The organism is Chryseobacterium manosquense, from assembly GCF_014623485.1.
GTDB lineage: Bacteria > Bacteroidota > Bacteroidia > Flavobacteriales > Weeksellaceae > Kaistella > Kaistella haifensis.
The window spans coordinates 1,806,538-1,828,754 of the sequence record NZ_CP060203.1 but is presented as its reverse complement, the minus strand read 5'-3'; the positions used below and the strand labels follow the sequence as shown (position 1 = coordinate 1,828,754).

Genomic DNA, 22,217 nt, shown 5'->3' with positions numbered 1-22,217 from the left:
TTTCAAATCCTTGAAGGTTTCAATTTAATCCGGTCGATATTCAATTAAATCACCAGGTTGGCAATCCAATGCTTTGCAAATAGCTTCCAAAGTGGAAAGTTTTAAGGCTTTTGCTTTTCCGGTTTTTAAAATAGAGAGATTAGCTTGCGTTATTCCTATTTTTTCGGCTAGTTCCTGCGACTGCATTTTGCGCTTGGCAAGCATAACGTCGACGTTGATGATGATTGCCATAAAATTAGATTGTTAGGTCGTTTTCGGATTGTAGTTCGTAGCCTTTTATAAAAATTTTGTTCAAAATAAATAGTAAAGCGCCAATCCATAAATATTCTGAATTTCCAATTTGTGTAGATAATAATAAGTCGTTTGCAACAAATAACTCGATATAAACTTTAATAAGGACTCCTAAAATACCAATTGAAATTGAAAAATAAATTATCTTTCTAATAATATCATTTATTTTTTGATTGAAAGGTTCATTAAAATTTAGATTTTTGAAAACTTTTAAAACATTTAAGAAGATATAAATTTTTAAAATCACTGTAACGATTTCAATCAAAGAAATAACATTGAATGCGTTTTCATCATTTTTCCAAATTTTCGTAAAATCAATTGAAGAATGAAATTTTCTAGCCATTTCCCAATTTAAATTATGTCCAAAAAATACCCAAAGAATATTTGTTAAACTAACAAACAATCCAATTAATCCCAGAATAAATACAATACGGATTAATTTAAGTACAAAACTTGATTTTTCCATTTTTTAATAATTTTATATTGCAAATATACAAATAATTATTGTAAAACAATAAAAATATATTCAATTTTAATAAAATTTGTTTTAATTGCTTGATTTTCAAAAACGAAAATTTCGCTTCAAAAATCAATACTTTTGCAGAATGAAAAAACAACTATTCATTCTGTTTCTAATAATCTCAAATTTTATCATTTCCCAAACCTTCACCGGAAATGTTGTAGGCGTAAAAGATGGCGATACCATGGTAATTTTATTTGAAAACAAACCCATCGCAATACGTTTAGAACATATCGACTGTCCCGAGAAAAACCAGCCTTTTGGTTATAAAGCCAAAAAATTTGTTTCAGATTTTTGTTTCGGGAAGACGGTTGTAGTCATCGGGAATGGTAAGAAAGACCGCAACGGAAGATGGATCGGCGAAATTTTCTTTAAGAACCAGAATTTAGGAAAAGAGTTAGTGAGGAACGGATTAGCATGGCATTTCAAGCGGTATTCAAAAAGTGAAAATTATGCAGATCTGGAAATGGAAGCACGAAAAAACAAACGCGGACTTTGGAAGGAAAAAGAACCTATCGCTCCCTGGAACTGGCGAAGATCAAAACGAAACAAAGTGCAAAATTTATGAAAATTTAGGCTTCAATGATCGTGTTTTTTATTTAACTTTGTGTAAATCAATAACAAAAAAACAGTATTATTATGGGAAAAGGAGATCAAAAATCAAGACGTGGAAAGATCTTTGCAGGAACTTATGGTAAAAGAAGACCGCGAAAATCGAAATCCGTTAAGAGTATTCCGGTAAAGGTTTTGAATGAAGAGGAAAAGAAAGATTCGAAAGTTAAAGTAAGAAAAGAAGTGGGATATCCTACAGGAAAATCTGAAAATGCCGAAGTACATTCTGACACGAAACAAAAAGCTGAAAAAGCGGAGACAAAAGCTAAGAAAACTAAAAAAACCGAAGAATAATCTTCGGTTTCTTAAATTTAATTCTATTTTGAACGAGGAGAATTTATTTTCCGCCTAAAATGCTTCCTAACAATCCACCTAATCCACCTTGTGATTGCTGTTGCTGATTACTTCCTCCAAGAACAGACCCCAAAATATCATTCAAAGGATTCCCGGAATTATTGGCTTGTGAACCACCTAAAACGCTATCTAAAATATCATTCAAAGGGTTTGATGGTTCTGCTTGTGCCTGGTTTTGCGCACCGCCTAAAATACCGCCCAATAAATCTCCAAGTCCCCCGCCGGAGTTTACGCCGCTCGACTGTTTTTCTTTACCAATGTAACCCATGATCAGGGGTGCAAGCATTGCAAGAACCGGCCCGATTTTATCCATGGAAATTCCGGTATTCTGAGAAAGTTGATTTTCTACGGTAGCTTTTTGACCTCCGAAAATATGATCCAAAATAGAACCACCTTCTTGTTGGCGTGCTTCTACTTGAGAAGGATTGTCTAAGATACTTCCGTCGTGGTCTTTATCTAAAGCGTTATTTAAAGCTTCTGCCTCATTGGGATCTTCTTGTGATTTTTTTCTTAAATAAGAAATAACCAAAGGCGAAGCAACTGCTAAAAGTGCAATAATTTGGTTCTTGCTAATGCCGAATTTATTTTCGGCTTGTGTCGCTACTTGGTTTCCGGCGTTTCCGGTGATTAAATCTATTAAACTCATAGTTTGTATTTTTTTGTGATTAAATATGAAAATCAAATTTAACAAAAAATCGACCGAGATGCTTTTCTAAACTGATAAAGTATTGTTAAAGTTTTTGATGAATATTTTAATTTAATTTTTAAAAATTGGAACATTGGAACATGCTTCGCCAAACATCAGTGATTTCACGAGCGGTTTCAGCTGCTCCACCAATTCGATATACGCATTTTCAGGAATCGATTGGTCGCTGCATCCTTTTACCAAAACTCTTTTTCCGTTCATCTCGCTGAAATCATAAGTCTGAATGGCGTTATGCATTAATAAAACTTCCAAATCTTCACGATTTCCGAAAACGATTTTTTTAGCAACATCCGTCAGTTTTGCGGTGATCAGGAAGTATGCCCAAAGCGGGACAATCGCATCTGCAGAGTTGTAAATATAAAGGTATGCATCTTCAAAATCTTGAGGATTGAGTGCCGCTATTTTTTCGCGAAAGTCTTTTTCTTTTAAAATCAAACCTTCGAAAAGGAAGTCTTTAAGGTCAATGCCTATTCTTTTTCCTTTTGGGATCAAGGTAGAAAGGTCGAAATTAATCAAACCACTTTCTGCAACTTTATTTTTTATTTCAAATTCTTCTGACATTTTTTATCTTTATCTTTGAGCAAAATTACAACTTTTTACCACGTGAAATACTATATCATCGCAGGGGAAGCGTCCGGAGATTTACATGCTTCTAATTTAATGAAGTCGATTTTAAAAAAGGATTCTACGGCTGAATTTCGGTTTTGGGGAGGAGATTTGATGGCTGATGTTGCGGGTTTTCCGCCGGTGAAACATTATAAAGATTTGGCTTTCATGGGATTTTTGGAAGTGGCGAAAAACCTCAGAACGATTCTTGGAAATATTAAGTTTTGTAAAAAAGATCTTGCTGATTATCAACCAGACGTGTTGATTTTGGTAGATTATCCGGGATTTAATTTAAGAATTGCCGAGTTCGCGAAATCTTTGGGAATTAAGGTGGTTTATTATATTTCTCCGCAACTTTGGGCATGGAAAGAAGGTCGTGTTGAAAAAATAGAAAACTTTGTTGATGAAATGCTTGTGATTCTTCCTTTTGAGAAAGAATTTTATAAAAAACATCATGTCGATGCGCATTTCGTAGGTCATCCTTTGCTCGATGCAATTTCTGATTTGCCGCAAATTTCTGCAGAAGATTTCAAAAAAGAACATGGTTTGAATGAGAAAGAAATCATCGCGCTTTTGCCTGGTTCTCGTGAACAAGAAGTCGAAAAAATGTTGGCTTTAATGCTTTCTGTGCGTCCTTTTTTTGAAAATTATCAGTTTGTAATTGCCGGAGCGCCGAGTTTGACGAAAGAATTTTATAGCAAATTTGTAGATGATGATGTGCATTTTGTTTCTAATAAAACCTACGATTTACTGCGATGTTCAAGCGCAGCTTTGGTGACATCCGGTACGGCGACGCTGGAAACCGCCCTTCTAAATATTCCGGAAGTAGTTTGCTATCGAAGCAGCAGAATATCCTATGAAATTGGGAAAAGAGTGGTGAAAAATATTAAATTTATTTCCTTGGTAAATTTAATTATGGATCGTGAAGTAGTAACAGAATTGATTCAAAAAGATCTGAATACTGAAAATTTGGTGAAAGAACTTCAGCAAATTTTGGAAGGGGAAAAGCGCGAAAAAATATTGCAGGACTTTGAACTTCTCCGCGAAAAACTCGGTGGAAAAGGAGCGAGTGATCATGCTGCTGAAATTATCGTGAAAAGCTGACTTTTTCTTGTGTAATCGTGGTTTAATTGTAATTGAAAATAAATTGCAAAAGCAGCCATTACTTATTCTGTGCATTTGCTTTATTCTGGGAATTTTTTTTCAGGATTATTTTTCGTTGCAGCGATTTTCTATTCTTATTTTATTGATAGTTAGCTTTTTATCATTATGTATTTATTTTGTTAAAGGATTTTATGTTCATCGAACTCGCCATGTTTCGTTGTTTATTTTATTCTTTTCACTCGGTATTTTCTCGCATTATCTCCATTCGAAAAAACCGGATTTGCCGATTCTTGAAAGCAAAGAAAATATTGTTTTCAAAATCAATAAAAAACTAAATTCCAACGAAAAAAATCGTCGTTACGAAATCACGGCTTGGAAAGGAAAAGAATCTTTTTTAAGTGTTCTTTCTGTACCAAAATCCGAGATTGAACTCGATTTTCTGCACTATTATAAAGGTGAAATTTACATCAATCAGCTTCAAAAACCTTATCATGATTTTCAGTTTGATTATGGAAAATATTTGGCAAGAAAACAGATTTATTTTCAAGCTTATTTGCCCAATTCTTTCAAATATGGATTGCGAAATGATTTAAGTTTCGCGGAAAAAATCAAGCAAAAAAGACTTGAAACTTTAAGTAAAATCGATCGTGCTGAATTCAGTAAAAAATCGCGGGAATTCACGAAAGGAATTATCCTTGCGGATCGGACTGAGATGGATCAGGAGACGGTTCAGGATTTCAGTAAATCCGGATTGATGCATGTTTTGGCGATTTCCGGTTCGCACATGGCGATTATTTTCTGGTTGATTTTGCTTGTTTTAAATTGGGTATTTCCTCCAAAATTTAGGAATTTCAAGATGGTTTTTGCCTTGGTTTTGATTTGGGCATTTGCGATTTTTATCGATTACGGAAGCTCGGTGGTTCGAAGTTGTATCATGATTTCTGCGTATTATATTTTCGTGATTTTGCAACGAAAACCAGATTTGCTTCATGCAATGGCTTTGGCAGCGATCGGATTACTCATTTTCGATACACAACAGCTTTTTGACGTAGGTTTTCAGCTGAGTTTTGTGGCGGTTTTCGGAATTTTCTGGCTGAACAAACCGATTTTAAAATACTTGCCAAAGCCCAAAAATAATTTTCAAAATTTCTTAGCCAATATCGTTTCTGTAAGTTTTGCGGCACAAATTGCAACGCTTCCGATTGTTATTTATTATTTTCATCAATATTCTTTGGTGTCGATTTTTGCGAATTTGGTGGTGATTCCTTTTTCAGAAATTATCATTATTTTTTCATTGTTAATGACTTTGCTCATTGGCTTTTCCGTTCAGTTTTCATGGTTGAATTTGATTTACGATAAAGTGGTGATTTTTACTTTGAAAATGATTCATTGGTTTGCCGATTTCGATTTTGCTTTCCATAAAATGCTTCCAATGACATTTTTGGAAGTTTTGGTCGCTTTTGCAGTGGTTTGGTTTTTAAGATTTGCGATTTTGAACCCGAAACTGAAAACCATTTCAAAAGTTGTTTATTTTCTTCTCATCTTCTTTGCACTGCGACTTTTGCTTAATTATAAAGCCGCTGAAATTGATGAGGTTTTGGAACATTCTTATTTTAAAGAGAAAATAGTTTCTGTAAAGAAAGATCGTAAAGTTATCTTTGTTTTAAGAGAAAAATCGAATTCCGAGAAAGTTCAACAATATATTATTGAACCTTATTTAACGGCAAGAAGAGTTCAGAATTTTGAGATTAAAATTTTACCAAAAGGAGTACACGAAGTTCAAATTGAAGGTAAAAATTACGATTTTGATTAACGTTAAAAAAATTATTTAGAAAGATTACAAACTAAAAAAATCTGATAAATCTCACCTTTAGATACCTTAACAATTTTTTAACTTTGTGGAAATTCAAATTTAAACATTAATTATGGCAGGATTAACAAGTTCTACTATCGGTAGAAAGTACGCAATGGCATTGTCTGCAATGTTTTTGCTCATATTCCTTATCATGCACCTTTCGGTGAATTTACTTTCAATTTGCAGCCCTTCAGCTTTTAATGCCGCATCGGAATTTATGGGTTATAACCCGTTTATTCAGTTCCTGATGCAGCCAATTTTGGGATTTGCAGTGGTGTTCCATTTCGTGATGGGATTTGTTCTGGAATTAAAAAACCGAAGCGCAAGACCAGTGAAATATGCAGTAAACCAAGGTTCAGCCAATTCTACTTGGATGTCGAGAAATATGATTATTTCCGGGTTGGTAGTTTTAGCTTTTTTGGGATTACACCTTTATGATTTTTGGTGGCACGAAATCAACTTCAAGTACATTGAAGCCAATACTCCGGATAACGGAAGATTCTGGGCGGAACTTCATGATAAATTTGCTGACCCGCTGAGAGTTGTTTTTTATGTAATTTCTTTCGTATTATTAGGATTGCATTTGGCGCATGGTTTCCAATCTTCTTTCCAGTCTGTGGGAGCGCGTCATCCGAAATATACTCCTGTTATCAAAACTTTGGGAACTTGGTATTCCATTCTTATTCCTGCAGGATTTATTTTCATTGCAGTATATCACTTTTTAACTCAATAAATTTTAAGTTTTAAGTATTCTAAAATTTAAAGTTTAAAATTTAAAATTTCTAAAAAATGAGCAAATTAGATTCAAAAATTCCGGCAGGTCCTTTAGCGGACAAATGGAAAAATCATAAAGACCACATGAACTTGGTTGCACCAAACAACCGCGATAAAATTGATATTATTGTGGTGGGAACCGGACTTGCAGGTGGTTCTGCAGCCGCAACTTTGGCGGAACAAGGCTATAATGTAAAAGCATTTTGCTACCAAGATTCACCAAGAAGAGCGCACTCCATTGCGGCTCAAGGTGGAATTAACGCAGCAAAAAATTATCAAAACGATGGCGACTCTATTTATAGATTATTTTACGACACGATAAAAGGTGGCGATTACCGCGCAAGAGAAGCAAACGTATATCGATTAGCAGAAGTTTCCGGAAATATCATCGATCAATGTGTTGCGCAAGGAGTTCCTTTCGGTAGAGAATACGGCGGACAATTGGATAACCGTTCTTTCGGTGGTGTGCAGGTGAAAAGAACTTTTTATGCAAAAGGACAAACCGGCCAACAGTTATTGTTGGGAGCATATTCCGCAATGAGCCGACAAATCGGAAAAGGAAAAATAAAAATGTACAACCGTCACGAAATGCTTGATTTGGTAGTTGTTGACGGAAAAGCGAGAGGAATTATCGCACGAAATTTAGTAACCGGAGAAATCGAGAGACATTCTGCACACGCAGTCGTTATCGCTTCCGGAGGTTACGGTAACGTGTATTTCCTTTCTACAAACGCGATGGGTTCCAACGTTTCTGCATCTTGGAAAATTCATAAAAAAGGAGCTTATTTCGCAAATCCTTGTTATGTTCAAATTCACCCGACATGTATTCCGGTTCATGGAACGCAGCAATCAAAACTTACTTTGATGTCGGAATCGTTAAGAAATTCAGGAAGAATTTGGGTTCCAAAAAATATCGAAGATGCAGAAGCAATTCGGGCAGGAAAATTAAAACCTGAAAATATCGCTGAAGAAAACAGAGATTATTATTTAGAAAGAAGATATCCGGCTTTTGGAAACTTGGTTCCTCGTGACGTGGCTTCCAGAGCGGCAAAAGAAAGATGTGACGCGGGTTACGGAATCGAAAACAACGATACAAAAGAAGGCGTTTTTTTGGATTTCTCAACAGAAATCATCAAAAAAGGACATGAAGCGGCTTTAGAGAAAAATATTCATAATCCTTCTCCGCAACAAATCTACGATCTTGGTAAAGCCTGGATCGAAGAAAAATACGGAAACCTTTTCCAGATGTACGAAAAAATTACAGCGGACAATCCGTATGTAACTCCAATGAAGATTTATCCGGCGGTTCACTACACCATGGGTGGCGTTTGGGTTGATTATAATTTGCAATCTACCATTCCGGGATGTTTCGTAATTGGTGAGGCAAACTTCTCTGACCACGGTGCAAACAGATTAGGAGCATCTGCGTTGATGCAAGGTCTTGCGGATGGTTATTTCGTACTTCCTTATACCATTGCCGATTATCTTTCAGCAGACATTAGAACTGGAGCAATTCCTACCAATTCAGCTGAATTTGAAGCTGCTGAAAAGGAAATTCAGGATAAAATTAATTTCTTCATTAATAATAACGGAAAATATTCTGTTGATTATTTCCATAAGAAATTGGGACACATTATGTGGAACAAGGTAGGAATGGGAAGAACTCCGGAAGGTTTGCAAGAAGCAATCAAAGAAATTGCTGCGGTAAGAGAAGAGTTCTGGAAAGATGTAAAAGTTCCAGGGCAAGCTAATGAAATGAATCCTGAATTAGAAAAAGCATTCAGAGTTGCAGATTTCTTGGAATTAGGACAATTAATGGCAATGGACGCATTGAAAAGAGAGGAGTCTTGTGGAGGTCACTTCCGATGGGATCATGCAACACCAGAAGGTGAAGCGGAACGAGATGATGAAAACTTCAAATACGTTGCTGCATGGGAATACCAAGGAAACGACATTAATCAGGAAATAATGCACAAAGAAGACCTGATCTATGAAAACATCGAAGTGAAAACAAGAAGTTATAAATAATCTCCGAAAAATTAATATTAAAATGAGTGCTAAAAAAGGATTAAACCTGACTCTGAAAATTTGGAGACAGAAAAATAATAAATCAAAAGGTCAGTTTGAAACCTATAAAATTTCAGACGTTTCTACCGACTCTTCCTTTCTGGAAATGTTGGATATGCTCAACGAAAACTTGATCAATGAAGGAAAAGAACCTATAGCTTTCGACCACGACTGCCGTGAAGGAATTTGTGGAATGTGTTCGCTATATATCAACGGTAGAGCTCACGGTCCAGATACCGGAATTACCACTTGCCAGTTGCACATGAGAATGTTCAAAGATGGCGAAACCATTCATATCGAACCTTGGCGTAGTGCGGCTTTTCCTGTAATTAAGGATTTAGTGGTGGATAGAAGCGCCTTCGATAAAGTAATGGCTGCAGGTGGATTTATTTCCGTGAACACTTCCGGAAATACTTTGGACGCTAACGCAATTCTTGTTCCGAAAGATGATGCAGACAAAGCAATGGATGCCGCAGCTTGTATCGGTTGTGGAGCTTGTGTGGCGACTTGTAAAAACGGATCAGCAATGTTATTTGTTGGTGCAAAAGTTTCCCAATATGCGTTGCTTCCGCAAGGTAGAGTAGAAGCGCAAAGAAGAGTTCTAAGCATGGTAAAAGCCATGGACGAAGAAGGCTTCGGTAACTGTTCCAATACTGGCGCTTGCGAAGTTGAATGTCCTAAAGGAATTTCTTTGGAAGTAATCGCAAGAATGAACCGCGAGTTTATGGCAGCTAATATCAATAGAGGATAAAAATCTTTATAAAATCTACAAGAATCCGTTTTCTTACACTGAAAGCGGATTTTTCATTGTTAAAATTTCACAAAAAATAGCCTAAAATTTTCGTTAACTCTTTATATAACTTACTTTTGTTCTCGTTATATTCAGAAAGAATAGAAATGTAACTGTAAACAAAATTTATACACAACAATACAAACATGAGTAAATATTTTTTAATGCTGATTTTTGCTTTCGTAGCAATTTCATGTTCAAAAAAGGTAGAAGTAAAAGGTAATTTCGCAGGTGGATCACCGCTAGAAAGAATCGAATTTATTGAAGCATCAGGTGTTGCAACTTTGCCTTTGGTTAATTTAGGAGTAGATTCAAAAGGAAGTTTTTCCGGTAGTTTTGAAGCCCCGAAAAACGGAATGTACATCATGTCTTATGCCGGTAAAACTGCAATGATTTACCTAAAAGGCGGACAGCAATTGAATATTTCTGGGCAAGCCGCTAATTTCCCTAATCAATTTACCATCACCGGTGATGCGAAAAATAACAACGATTTCCTAATGGATGTGCAAAAATTCGTACAAGGATATGCAGCGAAAATCAATGTTGGTGAATTAGTAAGCAAAAATGAAGATGCGTTCTTAAAAGAAATCGAAAAAATCAAAAATGATTTCGAAACCAATATCGATGCCGCAGCGAAAAAAGCATCTGCTGACAGCGAAGTAGTTCAGTATAAAAAAGACGAACTGAATGCAAGTTTGTTGGGATTGATGAACCAATACGAAATCAATCATGCCCAAATTACCCAAAATCCAAATTATAAGACCTCTAAAAATTTCAAAGATGCGGAAGCAAAGCTTGATGCCGATAGCGACAGAATGTTGAAAAATCAACCTATTTATAGAAATTATCTTTTAGGAAAATTGAGTCCAGAGTTCCAAAAATTTGCATCGGCAAACAGCAAAAGTGGAACGGAAATGTCTTCTGAGGTTTTCGCAAAATTTTTAGATACCAAAAAAGATCTTTCTCAAACTGCCAAAGATTATCTTTTAGCTTTCGTGCTTTCCAGCGGCGATATTACGCCGGGAATGACCAAGGAAAACTCCGAGAAAATTTCCAAAATCATCAAAGAAAAAATTAAAGATAGCCAAATCAAAAAAGATTTGGAAAGAATCCAATTTGTAATCGTAGGTCCAAAAGTGGGTGATGCAATGAGCAACGCAAAACTAGTAAAAGCAGACGGAAGCGATTATAAATTTGCTGGCGGAAAACCAACCTTGGTAATGTTCTACGCTTCGTGGAATCCTTATATTGCCGAAGGAACTGTTCCTGTATTGAAAGAAGTAGTGAATTTCTACAAATCAAAAATGGATTTCACTTTCGTAAATCTGGACGATACCAAAGATCAATTTGTAAAAACAAGCAACGCACTTTTGAAAGGAATTCCGGGAACCAACGTTTATGGTGAAGGTGGAATGAACGCACAAATTGCGAAAGATTTGGGAATCTATGGTTTCAAACTTCCTTCTTTCATCGTTTTGGATAAAGATGGAAAAATTGCAAGCCGATTCTTCTACAACCTGGGCGATCCGGAAATTGTTACGGTTTTGGATAAACTTTCAGGATTGAAAGCACCTATGGTGCAGCCGGAAGCTACGTTGCAAAACGATTTATTGTCGCCACAGCCAGAAGTTGCTCCAACAAAGTAATTTCCAGCAGAAATTAAAATATTTCCTGTTCATTTTATTTGGGCAGGATTTTTTTTATATTCGTTTAAAATTAATTAATGAAAAACGATTTACTTATTTCTCCAAGCATTCTTTATTGGTTGGTCTTTTTCGGAATCATCTTTACTGTTTTTTCAGTAAGTTTTGATCTTTCATCTTTTGGCATCTCAGTTCAGATGGGAAAAATATTGTCCTATGTTGCGGTGTTGTGCAATTTTATTGTTGCTATCGTTCTTATTATTGATGTTTTTAAAAACCACAATCCTTCGAGATTTTTATGGACATTAGGATTTCTGCTTTTTGGAGCTTTCGTAGGATATTTTTACTTAAGAAATCGAGATTCTTATTCTGCGCAACCTTAGTTTTTATTCAATAGGAACGGGCTTTAGCTCGTTTTTTTGTAAAAGATCATTTGGCTTTAACCAAAATTTCGTCTATGCAAAATCTCATTAAAAATAATTTAATGAATTTCAAATTCCTCCGATTGAATTATCGCCTCTTTTTATTTTCAAAACCTTACTTTTGTGTTCATTAAAATTGTCGATGAGAAAGAAAAACAAAAATATCGTTTTAGAAAATATCAGATTGGTTTCTGCAGGTGCAAAAGGCGTAGCAATAGGCAAAACCGACGATGGTAAAACCGTGTTGGTTTCCGGTGCGGTTCCTGGTGATTTGGTTAATGCAAGAGTAAAAAAATCAAAATCAAATTATTTCGAAGCCGAAGCTGTGGAAATTCTAGAAGAATCTCCTTATCGTGTAGCTCCGAAATGCGTGCATTTTGGCGTTTGTGGAGGTTGCAAATGGCAGAATCTTGCCTATGAGCAGCAACTTGTTTTCAAGCAAGACGAGGTTTATAACCATATCAAAAGAATTGGCGGCATCGAAGATTTCGAAACTTTACAAATTTTGGGAAACAAGGAACAATATTTCTACCGCAATAAAATGGAATTTTCTTTTTCCAATGCTCGTTGGCTTACACAATACGAAATCAGTTCCGAGGAAAACTTCGGAAACCGCGACGCTTTAGGATTCCATATTCCGGGGATGTGGAGCAAAATTCTCGACCTCAAGGAATGTTGGCTTCAGGAAGATCCATCGAATGCGATTCGTTTGGCAGTGAAAAATTATGCGGTAAAAAACGGGTTGGAGTTTTTTGATGTAAAAGAACAAACTGGATTTTTGCGAACTTTAATGATGAGGCAAAATTCGAAAGGGGAATGGATGGTGTTGTTCCAACTTTTCCGTGATGAAAAGGAAAACCGCGAGAAATTATTTGATTTTTTACTTTCAGAATTTCCGCAAATCAGAACTTTGGTTTATTGCATTAATTCAAAACAAAATGATTCTATTTACGATCAAAATGTCGTAATCTATTTCGGTGACGGCTTTTTGATGGAAGAAATGGATGGTTTGAAATTTAAAATCGGACCGAAATCTTTCTTCCAAACCAATTATAAACAAGCTTTAGAATTGTATAGAAAAACCCTCGAATTTGCAGATTTGAAAGGCGATGAGGTGGTTTACGATTTATACACCGGTACCGGAACGATTGCACAGTATGTTGCTAGAAATGCCAAACAGGTAATTGGTATAGAATCGGTTCAGGAAGCGATCAATGCAGCGAAAGAACACGCAGAACTGAATGGTTTATCAAATTGCACGTTCTATTGCGGTGACATGAAAGACATTTTCAATGATGAATTTTTGGCAAATCACCCGAAAGCTGATGTTTTAATTACCGATCCACCACGCGACGGGATGCATCAAAAAGTGGTGGAGCAAATCCTGAAATTAGCTCCTGAAAAGATCGTTTATGTAAGTTGTAATTCGGCTACACAAGCGAGAGATTTAGCTTTAATGAAGGATCAATATCGATTGGTGAAAATATTGCCGGTTGATATGTTCCCACAAACGCATCATGTTGAAAATATTGCACTTTTAGTAAAAATTTAATGATGAAATTTCTAAAAATTTTCCTGATTTCTCTGTTTTTATTTTCCCTTTTTTCCTGCGGAAGCGATGATGATATTTGCTTAAGCGGCGAGGCAACACCGAGAATGAAACTTAAATTCAAAACAAAAGCTACCGGAAAACTCAAAACAATGGATTCGATTTTTGTAAATGTAGATTATGGAAACGGCTCGGTTGCGGTGATTGCAGCAAAAACGAAGACCGATTCAGTTTTTATTCCTTTAAGAGTTGATGATGCACTTTTTACTAAAATTTATGTCGGTTTATCGAAAGCTGCGGTAACTTCTGAAGTGAAAGTGAATTATACCACGAAATCAGAATATGTTTCCCCGGCTTGTGGAATCAAGAAAAATTATGAAAATGTAAGTGCTGTTTTGGAAGTGCCCAATCCTGTCTTAGAAGTCGAACAAAATCAAACTCAAATTACAGATGAATTCAAGACTCATTTTTTCCTTCTTTTTTAGCTTTATGTTCCTGATTGCTTTTGCGCAAAAGGAACAAGATTCACTTAAAACAAAATGGAAATACGAACCTAATTTTATGGTTGGTTTTGATGTTTTGAATGCGGGAATTGGCATTTTTTCGGATCGAAAACTTTTTCAGGGATTTGTATCTTCTCGAATCAGTAAAAATATTCACGCCGTAGCAGATGTAGGTTTTGAAAAAAATATTTACCAAAAAAATGGCTATGATGCTACTGTCGATGGACCTTTTTTGAAATTAGGTGCTTTTTATATGTTGGCGAATGATAAAGAAAACCCATTGAACGGATTCTACGCAGGTGGAAAATTGGCGGGTTCATTTTACAACCAAGAATACAAAGCGGTTCCTGTTCGGGGTTATGGCGGAAGCGAAACTTCGGTGGCTTTTCCTGCATCATCTCAAAGTTCGTATTGGATCGAAGCAACCGTTGGTGGACGCGTTCAATTGTTTGATTCGCCTTTTTATATCGATGTTACCGCACAACCAAGATATTTGCTATTTTCAACGACGCAAGACGATATCAAACCGATGATTGTTCCTGGTTTCGGAAAAAGTTCAGCAAAATTCAATGTTGGTTTCTCCTGGAATATTGCTTATTCATTTTAAAGAACTTAAAAATATTATGCAATAAATTTCACTCGCAAATTTCTGCGAGTTTTTTTAATGAAAATTTAAATTATTAATTGGTTTTTTGAGTATTTTACCTTGTTGTACAAGAAAAAAAATTACTTTTGATAAATTGTTTAAAAAAAATAAAACTTATGAAGAAAATTTTTACTTCTTTACTTTTTTGTATGATGTCAATAGCTGCACTTGCACAATGGAGCCCCACATCAATGAAAGGAGAGAAGACTCGAACGACATCTAACATTAAATCATTTTATTCTCTCGATATTGATGCATTGAGATCTACATTGGCAAATGCCCATGAAACAGGAAAAAATACAAAGGCTATTGAAATTAAACTTCCAACTCTTAACGGGAAAATTGAAAGATTTGCTGTTTACAGTGCACCGGTTGTTGTAAAATCGATTGCTGATCGTCATCAATTGGGTTCTTATGTAGGAGTTGGAATCGATGATCCTACTGCTTACGTAAGATTCAGTGTGGCACCAAACGATTTCCAGTCGATGTTGCTAAAAAATGGCAATTACGAATTTATCGAACCACAAAATAAAGAAAAAACGGTTTATGGTGTACAACCTAAAACCAACAAGACAGAAGCTGACAAAGCTTTTGCTTGTTCAACAAGTGAAGCTCCTTTAACAAAGCAACAGATTGATAAATTGTATATGTCTGGAAAGTCATTTACTAATAATCCTGCAGATTTCAACAAATCTTCTGACCAAAAATATCGTACAATGCGATTAGCCATTTCTGTGACTGGTGAATACACGCAGTATTTTGGTGGAACAGTTGCCGGGGCATTGGCTGCAATAAATGCTACATTGACCAGATGTAATTTTGTTTTTGAGAAAGATTTTGGGTTACATCTTATTCTTCAAGATTTTCCACAGTTGATTTATCTAGATCCAGTTATAGACCCATATTCCGATGCAGAGATAGGAACAGATATTCGTAATTCCAATAAATTAGTTGGTTGGAGTTTGCAATTACAAAATACATTATCCACTACAATTGGGAGTACTTCGTACGACATAGGGCATTTATTTGGTGCAACTGGAGGTGGAGGTAACGCAGGATGTATTGGTTGTATTTGTATCGCACCTACTGCTGAAACATCTTCAAACTTAAATAAAGGAAAAGGATCAGGATTTACTTCACCTTCAGACGGAATTCCACAAGGGGACAACTTTGATATCGATTATGTTGCTCACGAAATCGGTCACCAGTTAGGAGCTAACCACACTTTCTCTCACCAACTAGAAGGTACTGGAGCTAACCAAGAACCTGGTTCTGGATCAACTGTTATGGGTTATGCTGGAATTACTGGTGCTACTGATGTTCAGGCTCATTCTGATGCCTATTTCCACTATTATAGCATCTACCAAGTTCATAATAATTTAACAAGTAAAACTTGTGCTGTTGAAACTGCTGTAGCAAATACTCCTCCAGTAATTACTGCAATGCCGGATATTACTATTCCAAAAGGAACTGCTTTTGTGTTATCAGCACAAGCTACTGATGCAGAAGGAGATCCATTAACTTACACTTGGGAACAAGTTGATACTGCAACTACTTCCACTACAATTGGCAATTTAGGAACTTTAACCAACGGACCATCTTTCAGATCTTGGAATCCAACTGCAAGTCCTACAAGATATTTCCCTAAGTTGAGCACCGTAATGGCTGGAAACTTAAAGAACAATGCTGATTGGGAAGCTGTTTCTACCGTAGCAAGGGTTTCAAACTTTAGAGTAACGGTAAGAGATAATAAAGCAGACGTAGCTCAACAACAAACTCAAAGTGCAAACCAGAAAGTTACTGTTCATGCTAACGGACCTTTCAAAGTGCTATCTTCTGTTTTATTCAATGATAATGCTAACCCGTTCTTATGGGATGTTGTAGGAACTAACGCAGCTCCTTTCAACGTAGCTAACGTAAAAATTGATTATACTACTGATAATGGTGCTACTTGGACAATTCTGGCGGAATCTACACCAAATGATGGTTCAGAGAATTTGCAGGTTGCTTTACCAACAGGTACTTCACTAAAAGTGAGAGTTTCTGCATTAGGAAACGTATTCTACGCAATAGGGTCAGTAACAGTTTCAAAAACACCGACTGCTGCACCTAACTGTGCAACACTAGGTTCGCCTGCAAATAATGCAGTAGGTATTAGTTATACAACACCTGTGAACTTAACTTGGACTGCTCCAGTGGGAGGAGAACCTGCGGAATTATATGATGTTTATTTTGGTACTTCTGCCGATCCAACTACTTTAGTTGCTTCTGTATCTACCACTTCATATTCAGCTTCAAATCTTACTGCAGCCACACAGTATTATTGGAAAGTTGTTCCTAAAAATTCATTTGGATCTGCAACCGGATGTTCCACAGTATTTACATTTACCACTAGTGATCCTACCTATTGTACCGCTGGTGCAACATCAGCACGTTTTGAGAAAATATCTAATGTGACTTTTGCAGATATTAATAAAAATTCTACTGCTACAACTGGTTATGAAGATTTTACTTCAGTTGTAGGAAATGTAAGTAAAGGGCAGACTTATGATTTTTCTGCTTCATTTACAGGAACATCTTATACCAGCGATCAGGTTACCGTATGGATTGATTTTAATAATGATAAAGATTTTGATGATGCTAATGAAAAAGTGATGACTAGTGCTATTAAAAAATCACCTTGGACTGGAACAATTACTATTCCAGCTGATGTACCAACTGGTTCGACTAGAATGAGAGTACGATTAAATGATACTTCATCATCAGGAAGCAACACTACATCATGTGGTACTTCTACTTACGGTCAAGTTGAAGATTATACATTAAGCATTGGAACTCTTCTTGCAGCAAACGATAATGAAGTTTCAGATTTTAAAGTTTATCCTAATCCTGCAACTGATGTGTTGAATGTTTCTAAAGTTTCTAATAATGCAATTTACAGCATCTACAATGTAGCTGGTCAAATCGTTGCTAAAGGAAAAATCGCAGATAACAAAGTACAAGTTGCTAAACTACAGGCTGGTGTTTACATCATCTCTGTAGAAGATAACGGAAATGTAGAAAAAGTGAAATTTATTAAAAAATAAAAACACATTTTAATAATAGTAGATCCCCGGAATACCACCGGGGATTTTTGTGCAATTATTTTTATAATTTATTTTCCAACAGATTTACAGGTGAAAAACAGAAATATTTTCCTCGTAAATATTTGTAAACCAACGTTTAAGATTATTTAACATTTGTATAATTTATTTAACCAAACTTTAACCACGGCAAACCCTTTATTCATCATAGTAAATGTAAAAATTGATTTACTTTTGCTTCCTATATGAAACGATTTTTTCTACTTGTTGCGCTGTTTGTTTTAACACAGATTCATGCCCAGTTTTTCTCCGGCGAAATTATTATCAGAGATAATTCTGTGTACTATCTCAATCAGGTTTATGTAACCAACATTACTTCTCATAAAACTGTTTACACCGATTATTTCGGTACTTTTAAAATTCCGGCGAAACCAGGTGATGTAATTCGTTTTACTTCTATCGTTACCGATCGAAAAGATGTTACCGTAACCGCAGAAAATTTGCAGAATGCTAATAACTTTGTTGAACTCAAAATTGCTTATTACGATATCCAAGAAGTGGTAATTAATAAATTTAAACCTACCGGAAACCTCAGAAAAGATGTGAGTTCCCTGAAAACGGGAGAAAAAACAATGGCGTTGCAGAAAATGATCGGTTTACCTGCTCCAAAAGGCGATGGAACGTCTCCACAACTTCCTGTTGCTGGTTTTTCAGGCGGTGGACTTACTTTTAGTTTGGAAAGCATTTATGACATTCTTTCTGGCGATCGAAAAAAGAAGGAACGCGCCAATCAATATGAAAAAATGAATATTGCTGTAACCAACATCAGAAAATATTATGGTGATGCATATTTTACTAACCTGAAAATTCCTACCAGCTTCATTAATAATTTCTTGCAGTTTGTTTATACTTCTGAAGGTTTATTTCCTCTTATTGAAGATAATAATTATGAAGCAGTTTCCGTTTATATAGAAAAATACTTGCCGATTTATCAGCGGCGACTTCGAAATTCGCATTTAATGGACAACTTAGAATGATTTCTGAATCACCTTAAAGCCAATTTATAATTTTTAAATAAATTTGCACAAAAATTTTAAGTTAAACATATTATCAATAAAAATGTATTTTTTTAAAAATATACTCCTTTCTTTCGTACTTACTTCGGCAATTTTTTCTGCACAGCAAAAAGGCAAAGATTATTCTCATATTCTCAGAAGTAATAATATTTACGAAATAGATGCATACCTCAAAATTGCACATCCGGATGAGCCCAAAAGATCGGTCTTAAAACCAAGACTCATCCAATTGCTGAAAGATTATATAAAGAATGCGCATCCAACAGATCAGCGTGTCAAAGATTTTCAAGAAAAACTCGCAATCCTTCGCAGAAAGCCTTCTACAAATATTGGTTTTGATGAAATGAATGAAATCATTCGCCAAAAACAGATTGCTTATTACAAAGAACGACTAGCATTTACAAGCCAGCCAAAAACAGCTGTTCCACATCCGCAAGCATCCTCCAATATTGCGATAGCTTATGAAAATCCGGAAGAGGAAGAATTTAAAATGCTGATGTCCACTAACCCAATCGAGCACAAGAATAACACGGTAAAAATCCTAAATTCGCTATTTGACAACAACCCAAACAGCACCGAAAGTATTGTAATGATTGAAAACAAATCGGAATGTAACATCATTATGCGAATGGAAGGAGTGGGTTTTACCAAGTATCGTCTCGCAATTCCTGCACAATCGGATAATACGATTGTGGTACCCAAAGGTGATTATCTTTTTTCAAGTTTACTTTGTGGCGCACAGTACGCATCGCAAAAAACGGTGAACAAGGCCATCATCGTAGAATTGGGTGATTCTAAAGTTCATTGATTTTAATTTGGTCAAAAAATCATTAAAGTCTATATTTTTGGTTATTTTTGCACGATTTTGAATAAGAAATGGGTAAAAATAAACTGGCAAGATTTGCCGAAAACAAAATACTTCCGAACGTATTTCAGCCGACCAGAGAAGAGGCACTTAATAATTATCCTTTAAAAGGTAAATGGAGATCTGAAGTCTTCAAAAATGAGAATCCTATCGTCTTGGAACTCGGTTGTGGAAAAGGGGAATATTCCGTAGGACTGGCAAAGTCTTTTCCTGAAAAAAACTTCATCGGAATTGATATCAAAGGTGCTAGATTTTGGTTTGGAGCTAAAGAAGCTCACGAGAAAAACCTCAATAATGTCGCTTTTTTGAGAACGCAAATCGAATTGGTAGATTGTTTTTTTGACCAAGATGAGGTTGATGAAATCTGGATTACCTTCCCGGATCCACAGATTAAATACCGCAGAACCAAACACCGAATGACGCATCCCGATTTTCTGGATCGCTACAGGAAAATTTTGAAGAAAGATGGTATTATTCATTTGAAAACCGATTCGGAATTTCTTCATGGTTATACTTTAGGATTGCTTCAAGGACAAGGTCACGAAATTATTTCTGCCCATCACGATATTTATGGAGCACCGGAATACGAACCGGGAACGCCGCTTCTAAGAGAAATTAAGACCTATTACGAGGGATTATTTTCCGCAAAAGGGAAAACTATTACTTATATTAAATTCAGAATTAAGTAACTGTTTTCGATTTAAATTTTTAAATCATTTTCATTTAAACATAAAAAAAGCTCAGAAATTAATCTGAGCTTTTCTTGTATTGAAGATAAAATCTTATTCTGCAGCAGTGTCGAAATCTGCATCAGCATCAGCAGATACTTTTTCTCCTTCTTCTTTAGATTTTTCTTTATCAGCTTTTCTTTGAGACAATCCGTCTTTGATAGATGATGAAACTACGCTCAAGATCATATCGATAGATTTAGAAGCATCATCGTTTCCTGGGATTACAAAATCTACTTTTCTTGGATCTGAGTTCGTATCTACGATAGCGAATACAGGGATACCCAATTTTTTAGCTTCAGTAACCGCGATGTGTTCTTTCATAATATCAACTACAAAAAGAGCTGATGGAAGACGAACCATGTCAGAAATAGAACCTAAGTTTTTCTCAAGCTTAGCTCTTTGACGATCTACCTGAAGTCTTTCTTTTTTAGATAAAGTTTCGAAAGTTCCATCTTTCTTCATTTTATCGATATGGTTCATTTTCTTAACGGCCTTACGGATGGTAACAAAATTTGTTAGCATTCCACCAGGCCATCTTTCAGTGATATAAGGCATATTAAGGTCAGCCGCATATTTTGCAACTACTTCTTTCGCTTGTTTCTTTGTAGCCACGAAAAGAACTTTTTTGCCAGCAGAAGTAATTTTTTCCAAAGCGCTACAAGCTTCGTCTAATTTTACAACTGTTTTATGTAAGTCTATAATGTGAATACCGTTTTTCTCCATAAAAATGTATGGAGCCATATTTGGATTCCACTTTCTGGTCATGTGACCGAAGTGAACACCTGCCTCTAAAAGGTCTTTAACATTTGCTTTTGCCATGTCGCTTTTTTATTTTTAGTTTACGTTCCGCATTTGTGCAATCAACAATTTCTTTAGATGGGAGAAATGTTTGGGTGCTAAACTAACGGGGCATTTTGTTAGGCTTTAGGCTTTAGGCTATAAGCGCTAAGCTGTCAAGCGGTTTAATAATTTGTAGGAATTGAAGCTTAATGCATAAAGCATATTGCTTACAGCAATTCTTAACGTTTTGAGAATTGGAATTTCTTTCTTGCTTTTTTCTGACCTGGTTTCTTTCTTTCAACCATTCTTGCATCTCTTGTAAGCAAGCCGTGAGGTTTCAGCAATAATCTGAACTCTTCGTTGATTTCGCATAATGCTCTAGAAACTCCTAGTCTGATCGCTTCTGCCTGACCTGTAATTCCACCTCCGAAAATATTCACTGTCACGTCATACTGACCTACAGTTTCTGTCAACAAAAATGGTTGGTTCACTTTGTATACCAAAACATCGGTTCCGAAATATTCTTTAGAATCCTTTTTGTTGATGGTAATTACACCAGAACCTGGTCTCACATAAACTCTTGCTACAGAAGTTTTTCTTCTTCCTATTTTATGAACTATTGACATATTAATTATTTGAATTCGTTAATATTAATAACTTTTGGCTGTTGAGCTTCGTGTTTGTGTTCTGTTCCTTCATATAAATAAAGGTTAGTAAACAATTGAGATCCCAATTTGTTTTTTGGAAGCATTCCTTTTACAGATTTTTCCAATACTTTTAAAGAATCTTTTTTCTGAAGTTCAAGAGCAGTCATCGACTTTTGACCACCTGGATATCCAGTATGCCAAATGTAAGTCTTGTCAGCCCACTTGTTCCCGGAAAGGGTTACTTTCCCAGCATTCAAAACGATTACATTATCTCCACAATCTGCGTGAGGCGTAAAATTCGTTTTGTGCTTTCCTCTCAAAATCTTTGCAACCTTAGAAGCTAGTCTTCCTAATGGCTGTCCTTCAGCGTCTACCACAACCCATTCTTTATTAGCGGTAGCTTTGTTAGCTGAAACGGTTTTGTAACTTAATGTATTCACACTTTTTCGTTTAACGATTAAACATAATTTTCCCTAAATAGGGTGTGCAAAGGTAAAGATTTTTTTTGAAACAGAAAATATTTTAGAAAATATTATCCTAAGGTTTTGAAAATGATGGGTTTATTAATGCTTTTTTTCTCTTTAATGAGCCTA

At 35.7% G+C, this 22,217-nt stretch carries 23 protein-coding genes; 16 read left to right on the top strand and 7 right to left on the bottom strand.

Going from position 1 to position 22,217, the window contains the following annotated elements; translation table 11 throughout:
• Positions 1-24 precede the first annotated feature (24 nt).
• Entirely contained in the window at positions 25-231 is a 207-nt protein-coding gene (locus tag H0S70_RS08780; protein ID WP_188320543.1) for a helix-turn-helix domain-containing protein, read from the bottom strand.
• Between the two features lie 4 nt (positions 232-235).
• Positions 236-757 (bottom strand): DUF2975 domain-containing protein, encoded by a 522-nt coding sequence (locus H0S70_RS08775; protein WP_188320542.1) that lies wholly within the window; start codon positions 755-757, stop codon positions 236-238.
• A 139-nt stretch (positions 758-896) separates the two neighbouring features.
• On the opposite strand from H0S70_RS08775, the gene H0S70_RS08770 reads away from it, so the two are divergent.
• On the top strand, positions 897-1,379 hold the full coding sequence (locus H0S70_RS08770; RefSeq protein ID WP_188320541.1) for a thermonuclease family protein: 483 nt from the start codon (positions 897-899) through the stop codon (positions 1,377-1,379).
• Positions 1,380-1,450: 71 nt separating this feature from the next.
• Positions 1,451-1,717 carry a 30S ribosomal protein THX gene (locus H0S70_RS14580; protein WP_031501477.1) on the top strand — a complete coding sequence of 89 codons (267 nt, stop codon included), beginning with the start codon at positions 1,451-1,453 and terminating at the stop codon, positions 1,715-1,717.
• Between the two features lie 43 nt (positions 1,718-1,760).
• Here H0S70_RS14580 and H0S70_RS08760 read toward each other — a convergent pair whose 3' ends face one another.
• Both H0S70_RS08760 and H0S70_RS08755 read right to left on the bottom strand, forming a co-directional pair.
• Positions 1,761-2,423: a DUF937 domain-containing protein gene (locus tag H0S70_RS08760; protein WP_188320540.1), complete on the bottom strand. Its 663-nt coding sequence runs from the start codon at positions 2,421-2,423 to the stop codon at positions 1,761-1,763.
• A 111-nt stretch (positions 2,424-2,534) separates the two neighbouring features.
• The gene (locus H0S70_RS08755; protein ID WP_031501476.1) at positions 2,535-3,044 is read right to left on the bottom strand and encodes a DUF2480 family protein; all 510 of its coding nucleotides are present in this window, start codon (positions 3,042-3,044) and stop codon (positions 2,535-2,537) included.
• 42 nt (positions 3,045-3,086) lie between these two features.
• On the opposite strand from H0S70_RS08755, the gene lpxB reads away from it, so the two are divergent.
• From lpxB to trmB, 14 genes are all read left to right on the top strand, one after another.
• A complete protein-coding gene (gene lpxB / locus H0S70_RS08750) occupies positions 3,087-4,193 on the top strand; it encodes a lipid-A-disaccharide synthase (RefSeq protein ID WP_188320539.1) in 1,107 nt (368 codons plus the stop codon).
• A 7-nt stretch (positions 4,194-4,200) separates the two neighbouring features.
• Positions 4,201-6,006, top strand: a complete 1,806-nt coding sequence (locus tag H0S70_RS08745; RefSeq protein ID WP_317173140.1) for a ComEC/Rec2 family competence protein — start codon at positions 4,201-4,203, stop codon at positions 6,004-6,006.
• 112 nt (positions 6,007-6,118) lie between these two features.
• On the top strand, positions 6,119-6,781 hold the full coding sequence (locus H0S70_RS08740; RefSeq protein WP_188320537.1) for a succinate dehydrogenase cytochrome b subunit: 663 nt from the start codon (positions 6,119-6,121) through the stop codon (positions 6,779-6,781).
• A 56-nt stretch (positions 6,782-6,837) separates the two neighbouring features.
• On the top strand, positions 6,838-8,850 hold the full coding sequence (locus tag H0S70_RS08735; protein WP_188320536.1) for a fumarate reductase/succinate dehydrogenase flavoprotein subunit: 2,013 nt from the start codon (positions 6,838-6,840) through the stop codon (positions 8,848-8,850).
• A gap of 22 nt (positions 8,851-8,872) precedes the next feature.
• Positions 8,873-9,640, top strand: a complete 768-nt coding sequence (locus tag H0S70_RS08730; protein ID WP_188320535.1) for a succinate dehydrogenase/fumarate reductase iron-sulfur subunit — start codon at positions 8,873-8,875, stop codon at positions 9,638-9,640.
• Positions 9,641-9,825: 185 nt separating this feature from the next.
• Complete coding sequence (locus tag H0S70_RS08725) at positions 9,826-11,325, top strand: TlpA family protein disulfide reductase (RefSeq protein WP_188320534.1); 1,500 nt, start codon at positions 9,826-9,828, stop codon at positions 11,323-11,325.
• Positions 11,326-11,402: 77 nt separating this feature from the next.
• A complete protein-coding gene (locus H0S70_RS08720; RefSeq protein WP_188320533.1) occupies positions 11,403-11,705 on the top strand; it encodes a hypothetical protein in 303 nt (100 codons plus the stop codon).
• Positions 11,706-11,886: 181 nt separating this feature from the next.
• Entirely contained in the window at positions 11,887-13,296 is a 1,410-nt protein-coding gene (gene rlmD / locus H0S70_RS08715) for a 23S rRNA (uracil(1939)-C(5))-methyltransferase RlmD (protein ID WP_188320532.1), read from the top strand.
• Positions 13,296-13,778: a DUF6452 family protein gene (locus tag H0S70_RS08710; protein WP_228453704.1), complete on the top strand. Its 483-nt coding sequence runs from the start codon at positions 13,296-13,298 to the stop codon at positions 13,776-13,778. Before rlmD ends, H0S70_RS08710 begins: the two co-directional genes overlap by 1 nt.
• The gene (locus H0S70_RS08705; RefSeq protein ID WP_188320531.1) at positions 13,744-14,403 is read left to right on the top strand and encodes a DUF6048 family protein; all 660 of its coding nucleotides are present in this window, start codon (positions 13,744-13,746) and stop codon (positions 14,401-14,403) included. The genes H0S70_RS08710 and H0S70_RS08705 overlap by 35 nt, the downstream gene beginning before the upstream one ends.
• A 155-nt stretch (positions 14,404-14,558) precedes the next feature.
• Positions 14,559-17,528, top strand: coding sequence for a zinc-dependent metalloprotease (locus H0S70_RS08700; protein WP_188320530.1), 2,970 nt, complete (start codon positions 14,559-14,561; stop codon positions 17,526-17,528).
• Between the two features lie 242 nt (positions 17,529-17,770).
• A complete protein-coding gene (locus H0S70_RS08695) occupies positions 17,771-18,562 on the top strand; it encodes a hypothetical protein (protein ID WP_188320529.1) in 792 nt (263 codons plus the stop codon).
• Positions 18,563-18,644: 82 nt separating this feature from the next.
• A complete protein-coding gene (locus H0S70_RS08690) occupies positions 18,645-19,409 on the top strand; it encodes a DUF6759 domain-containing protein (protein ID WP_188320528.1) in 765 nt (254 codons plus the stop codon).
• Positions 19,410-19,477: 68 nt separating this feature from the next.
• A complete protein-coding gene (gene trmB / locus H0S70_RS08685; protein ID WP_188320527.1) occupies positions 19,478-20,155 on the top strand; it encodes a tRNA (guanosine(46)-N7)-methyltransferase TrmB in 678 nt (225 codons plus the stop codon).
• A gap of 93 nt (positions 20,156-20,248) precedes the next feature.
• Here the strand turns inward: trmB and rpsB are convergent, their stop codons facing one another.
• The 3 genes from rpsB to rplM form a co-directional block, all read right to left on the bottom strand.
• Positions 20,249-21,016 carry a 30S ribosomal protein S2 gene (gene rpsB / locus H0S70_RS08680; RefSeq protein WP_031501465.1) on the bottom strand — a complete coding sequence of 256 codons (768 nt, stop codon included), beginning with the start codon at positions 21,014-21,016 and terminating at the stop codon, positions 20,249-20,251.
• 200 nt (positions 21,017-21,216) lie between these two features.
• A complete protein-coding gene (rpsI, locus tag H0S70_RS08675; RefSeq protein WP_031501464.1) occupies positions 21,217-21,603 on the bottom strand; it encodes a 30S ribosomal protein S9 in 387 nt (128 codons plus the stop codon).
• A gap of 5 nt (positions 21,604-21,608) precedes the next feature.
• Positions 21,609-22,064 (bottom strand): 50S ribosomal protein L13, encoded by a 456-nt coding sequence (rplM, locus tag H0S70_RS08670; RefSeq protein WP_031501463.1) that lies wholly within the window; start codon positions 22,062-22,064, stop codon positions 21,609-21,611.
• Positions 22,065-22,217 lie beyond the last annotated feature (153 nt).

Coding starts and splice junctions, on each gene's coding strand:
- rlmD (WP_188320532.1), top strand. CDS start 11,887: ATGAGAAAGAAAAACAAAAATATCGTTTTAGAAAATATCAGATTGGTT.
- H0S70_RS08770 (WP_188320541.1), top strand. CDS start 897: ATGAAAAAACAACTATTCATTCTGTTTCTAATAATCTCAAATTTTATC.
- H0S70_RS08780 (WP_188320543.1), bottom strand. CDS start 231: ATGGCAATCATCATCAACGTCGACGTTATGCTTGCCAAGCGCAAAATG.
- trmB (WP_188320527.1), top strand. CDS start 19,478: ATGGGTAAAAATAAACTGGCAAGATTTGCCGAAAACAAAATACTTCCG.
- H0S70_RS08735 (WP_188320536.1), top strand. CDS start 6,838: ATGAGCAAATTAGATTCAAAAATTCCGGCAGGTCCTTTAGCGGACAAA.
- H0S70_RS08700 (WP_188320530.1), top strand. CDS start 14,559: ATGAAGAAAATTTTTACTTCTTTACTTTTTTGTATGATGTCAATAGCT.
- H0S70_RS08720 (WP_188320533.1), top strand. CDS start 11,403: ATGAAAAACGATTTACTTATTTCTCCAAGCATTCTTTATTGGTTGGTC.
- H0S70_RS08695 (WP_188320529.1), top strand. CDS start 17,771: ATGAAACGATTTTTTCTACTTGTTGCGCTGTTTGTTTTAACACAGATT.
- H0S70_RS08710 (WP_228453704.1), top strand. CDS start 13,296: ATGATGAAATTTCTAAAAATTTTCCTGATTTCTCTGTTTTTATTTTCC.
- H0S70_RS08730 (WP_188320535.1), top strand. CDS start 8,873: ATGAGTGCTAAAAAAGGATTAAACCTGACTCTGAAAATTTGGAGACAG.
- rpsB (WP_031501465.1), bottom strand. CDS start 21,016: ATGGCAAAAGCAAATGTTAAAGACCTTTTAGAGGCAGGTGTTCACTTC.
- H0S70_RS08760 (WP_188320540.1), bottom strand. CDS start 2,423: ATGAGTTTAATAGATTTAATCACCGGAAACGCCGGAAACCAAGTAGCG.
- H0S70_RS08705 (WP_188320531.1), top strand. CDS start 13,744: ATGAATTCAAGACTCATTTTTTCCTTCTTTTTTAGCTTTATGTTCCTG.
- H0S70_RS08725 (WP_188320534.1), top strand. CDS start 9,826: ATGAGTAAATATTTTTTAATGCTGATTTTTGCTTTCGTAGCAATTTCA.
- H0S70_RS08755 (WP_031501476.1), bottom strand. CDS start 3,044: ATGTCAGAAGAATTTGAAATAAAAAATAAAGTTGCAGAAAGTGGTTTG.
- H0S70_RS14580 (WP_031501477.1), top strand. CDS start 1,451: ATGGGAAAAGGAGATCAAAAATCAAGACGTGGAAAGATCTTTGCAGGA.
- rpsI (WP_031501464.1), bottom strand. CDS start 21,603: ATGTCAATAGTTCATAAAATAGGAAGAAGAAAAACTTCTGTAGCAAGA.
- H0S70_RS08775 (WP_188320542.1), bottom strand. CDS start 757: ATGGAAAAATCAAGTTTTGTACTTAAATTAATCCGTATTGTATTTATT.
- H0S70_RS08690 (WP_188320528.1), top strand. CDS start 18,645: ATGTATTTTTTTAAAAATATACTCCTTTCTTTCGTACTTACTTCGGCA.
- H0S70_RS08740 (WP_188320537.1), top strand. CDS start 6,119: ATGGCAGGATTAACAAGTTCTACTATCGGTAGAAAGTACGCAATGGCA.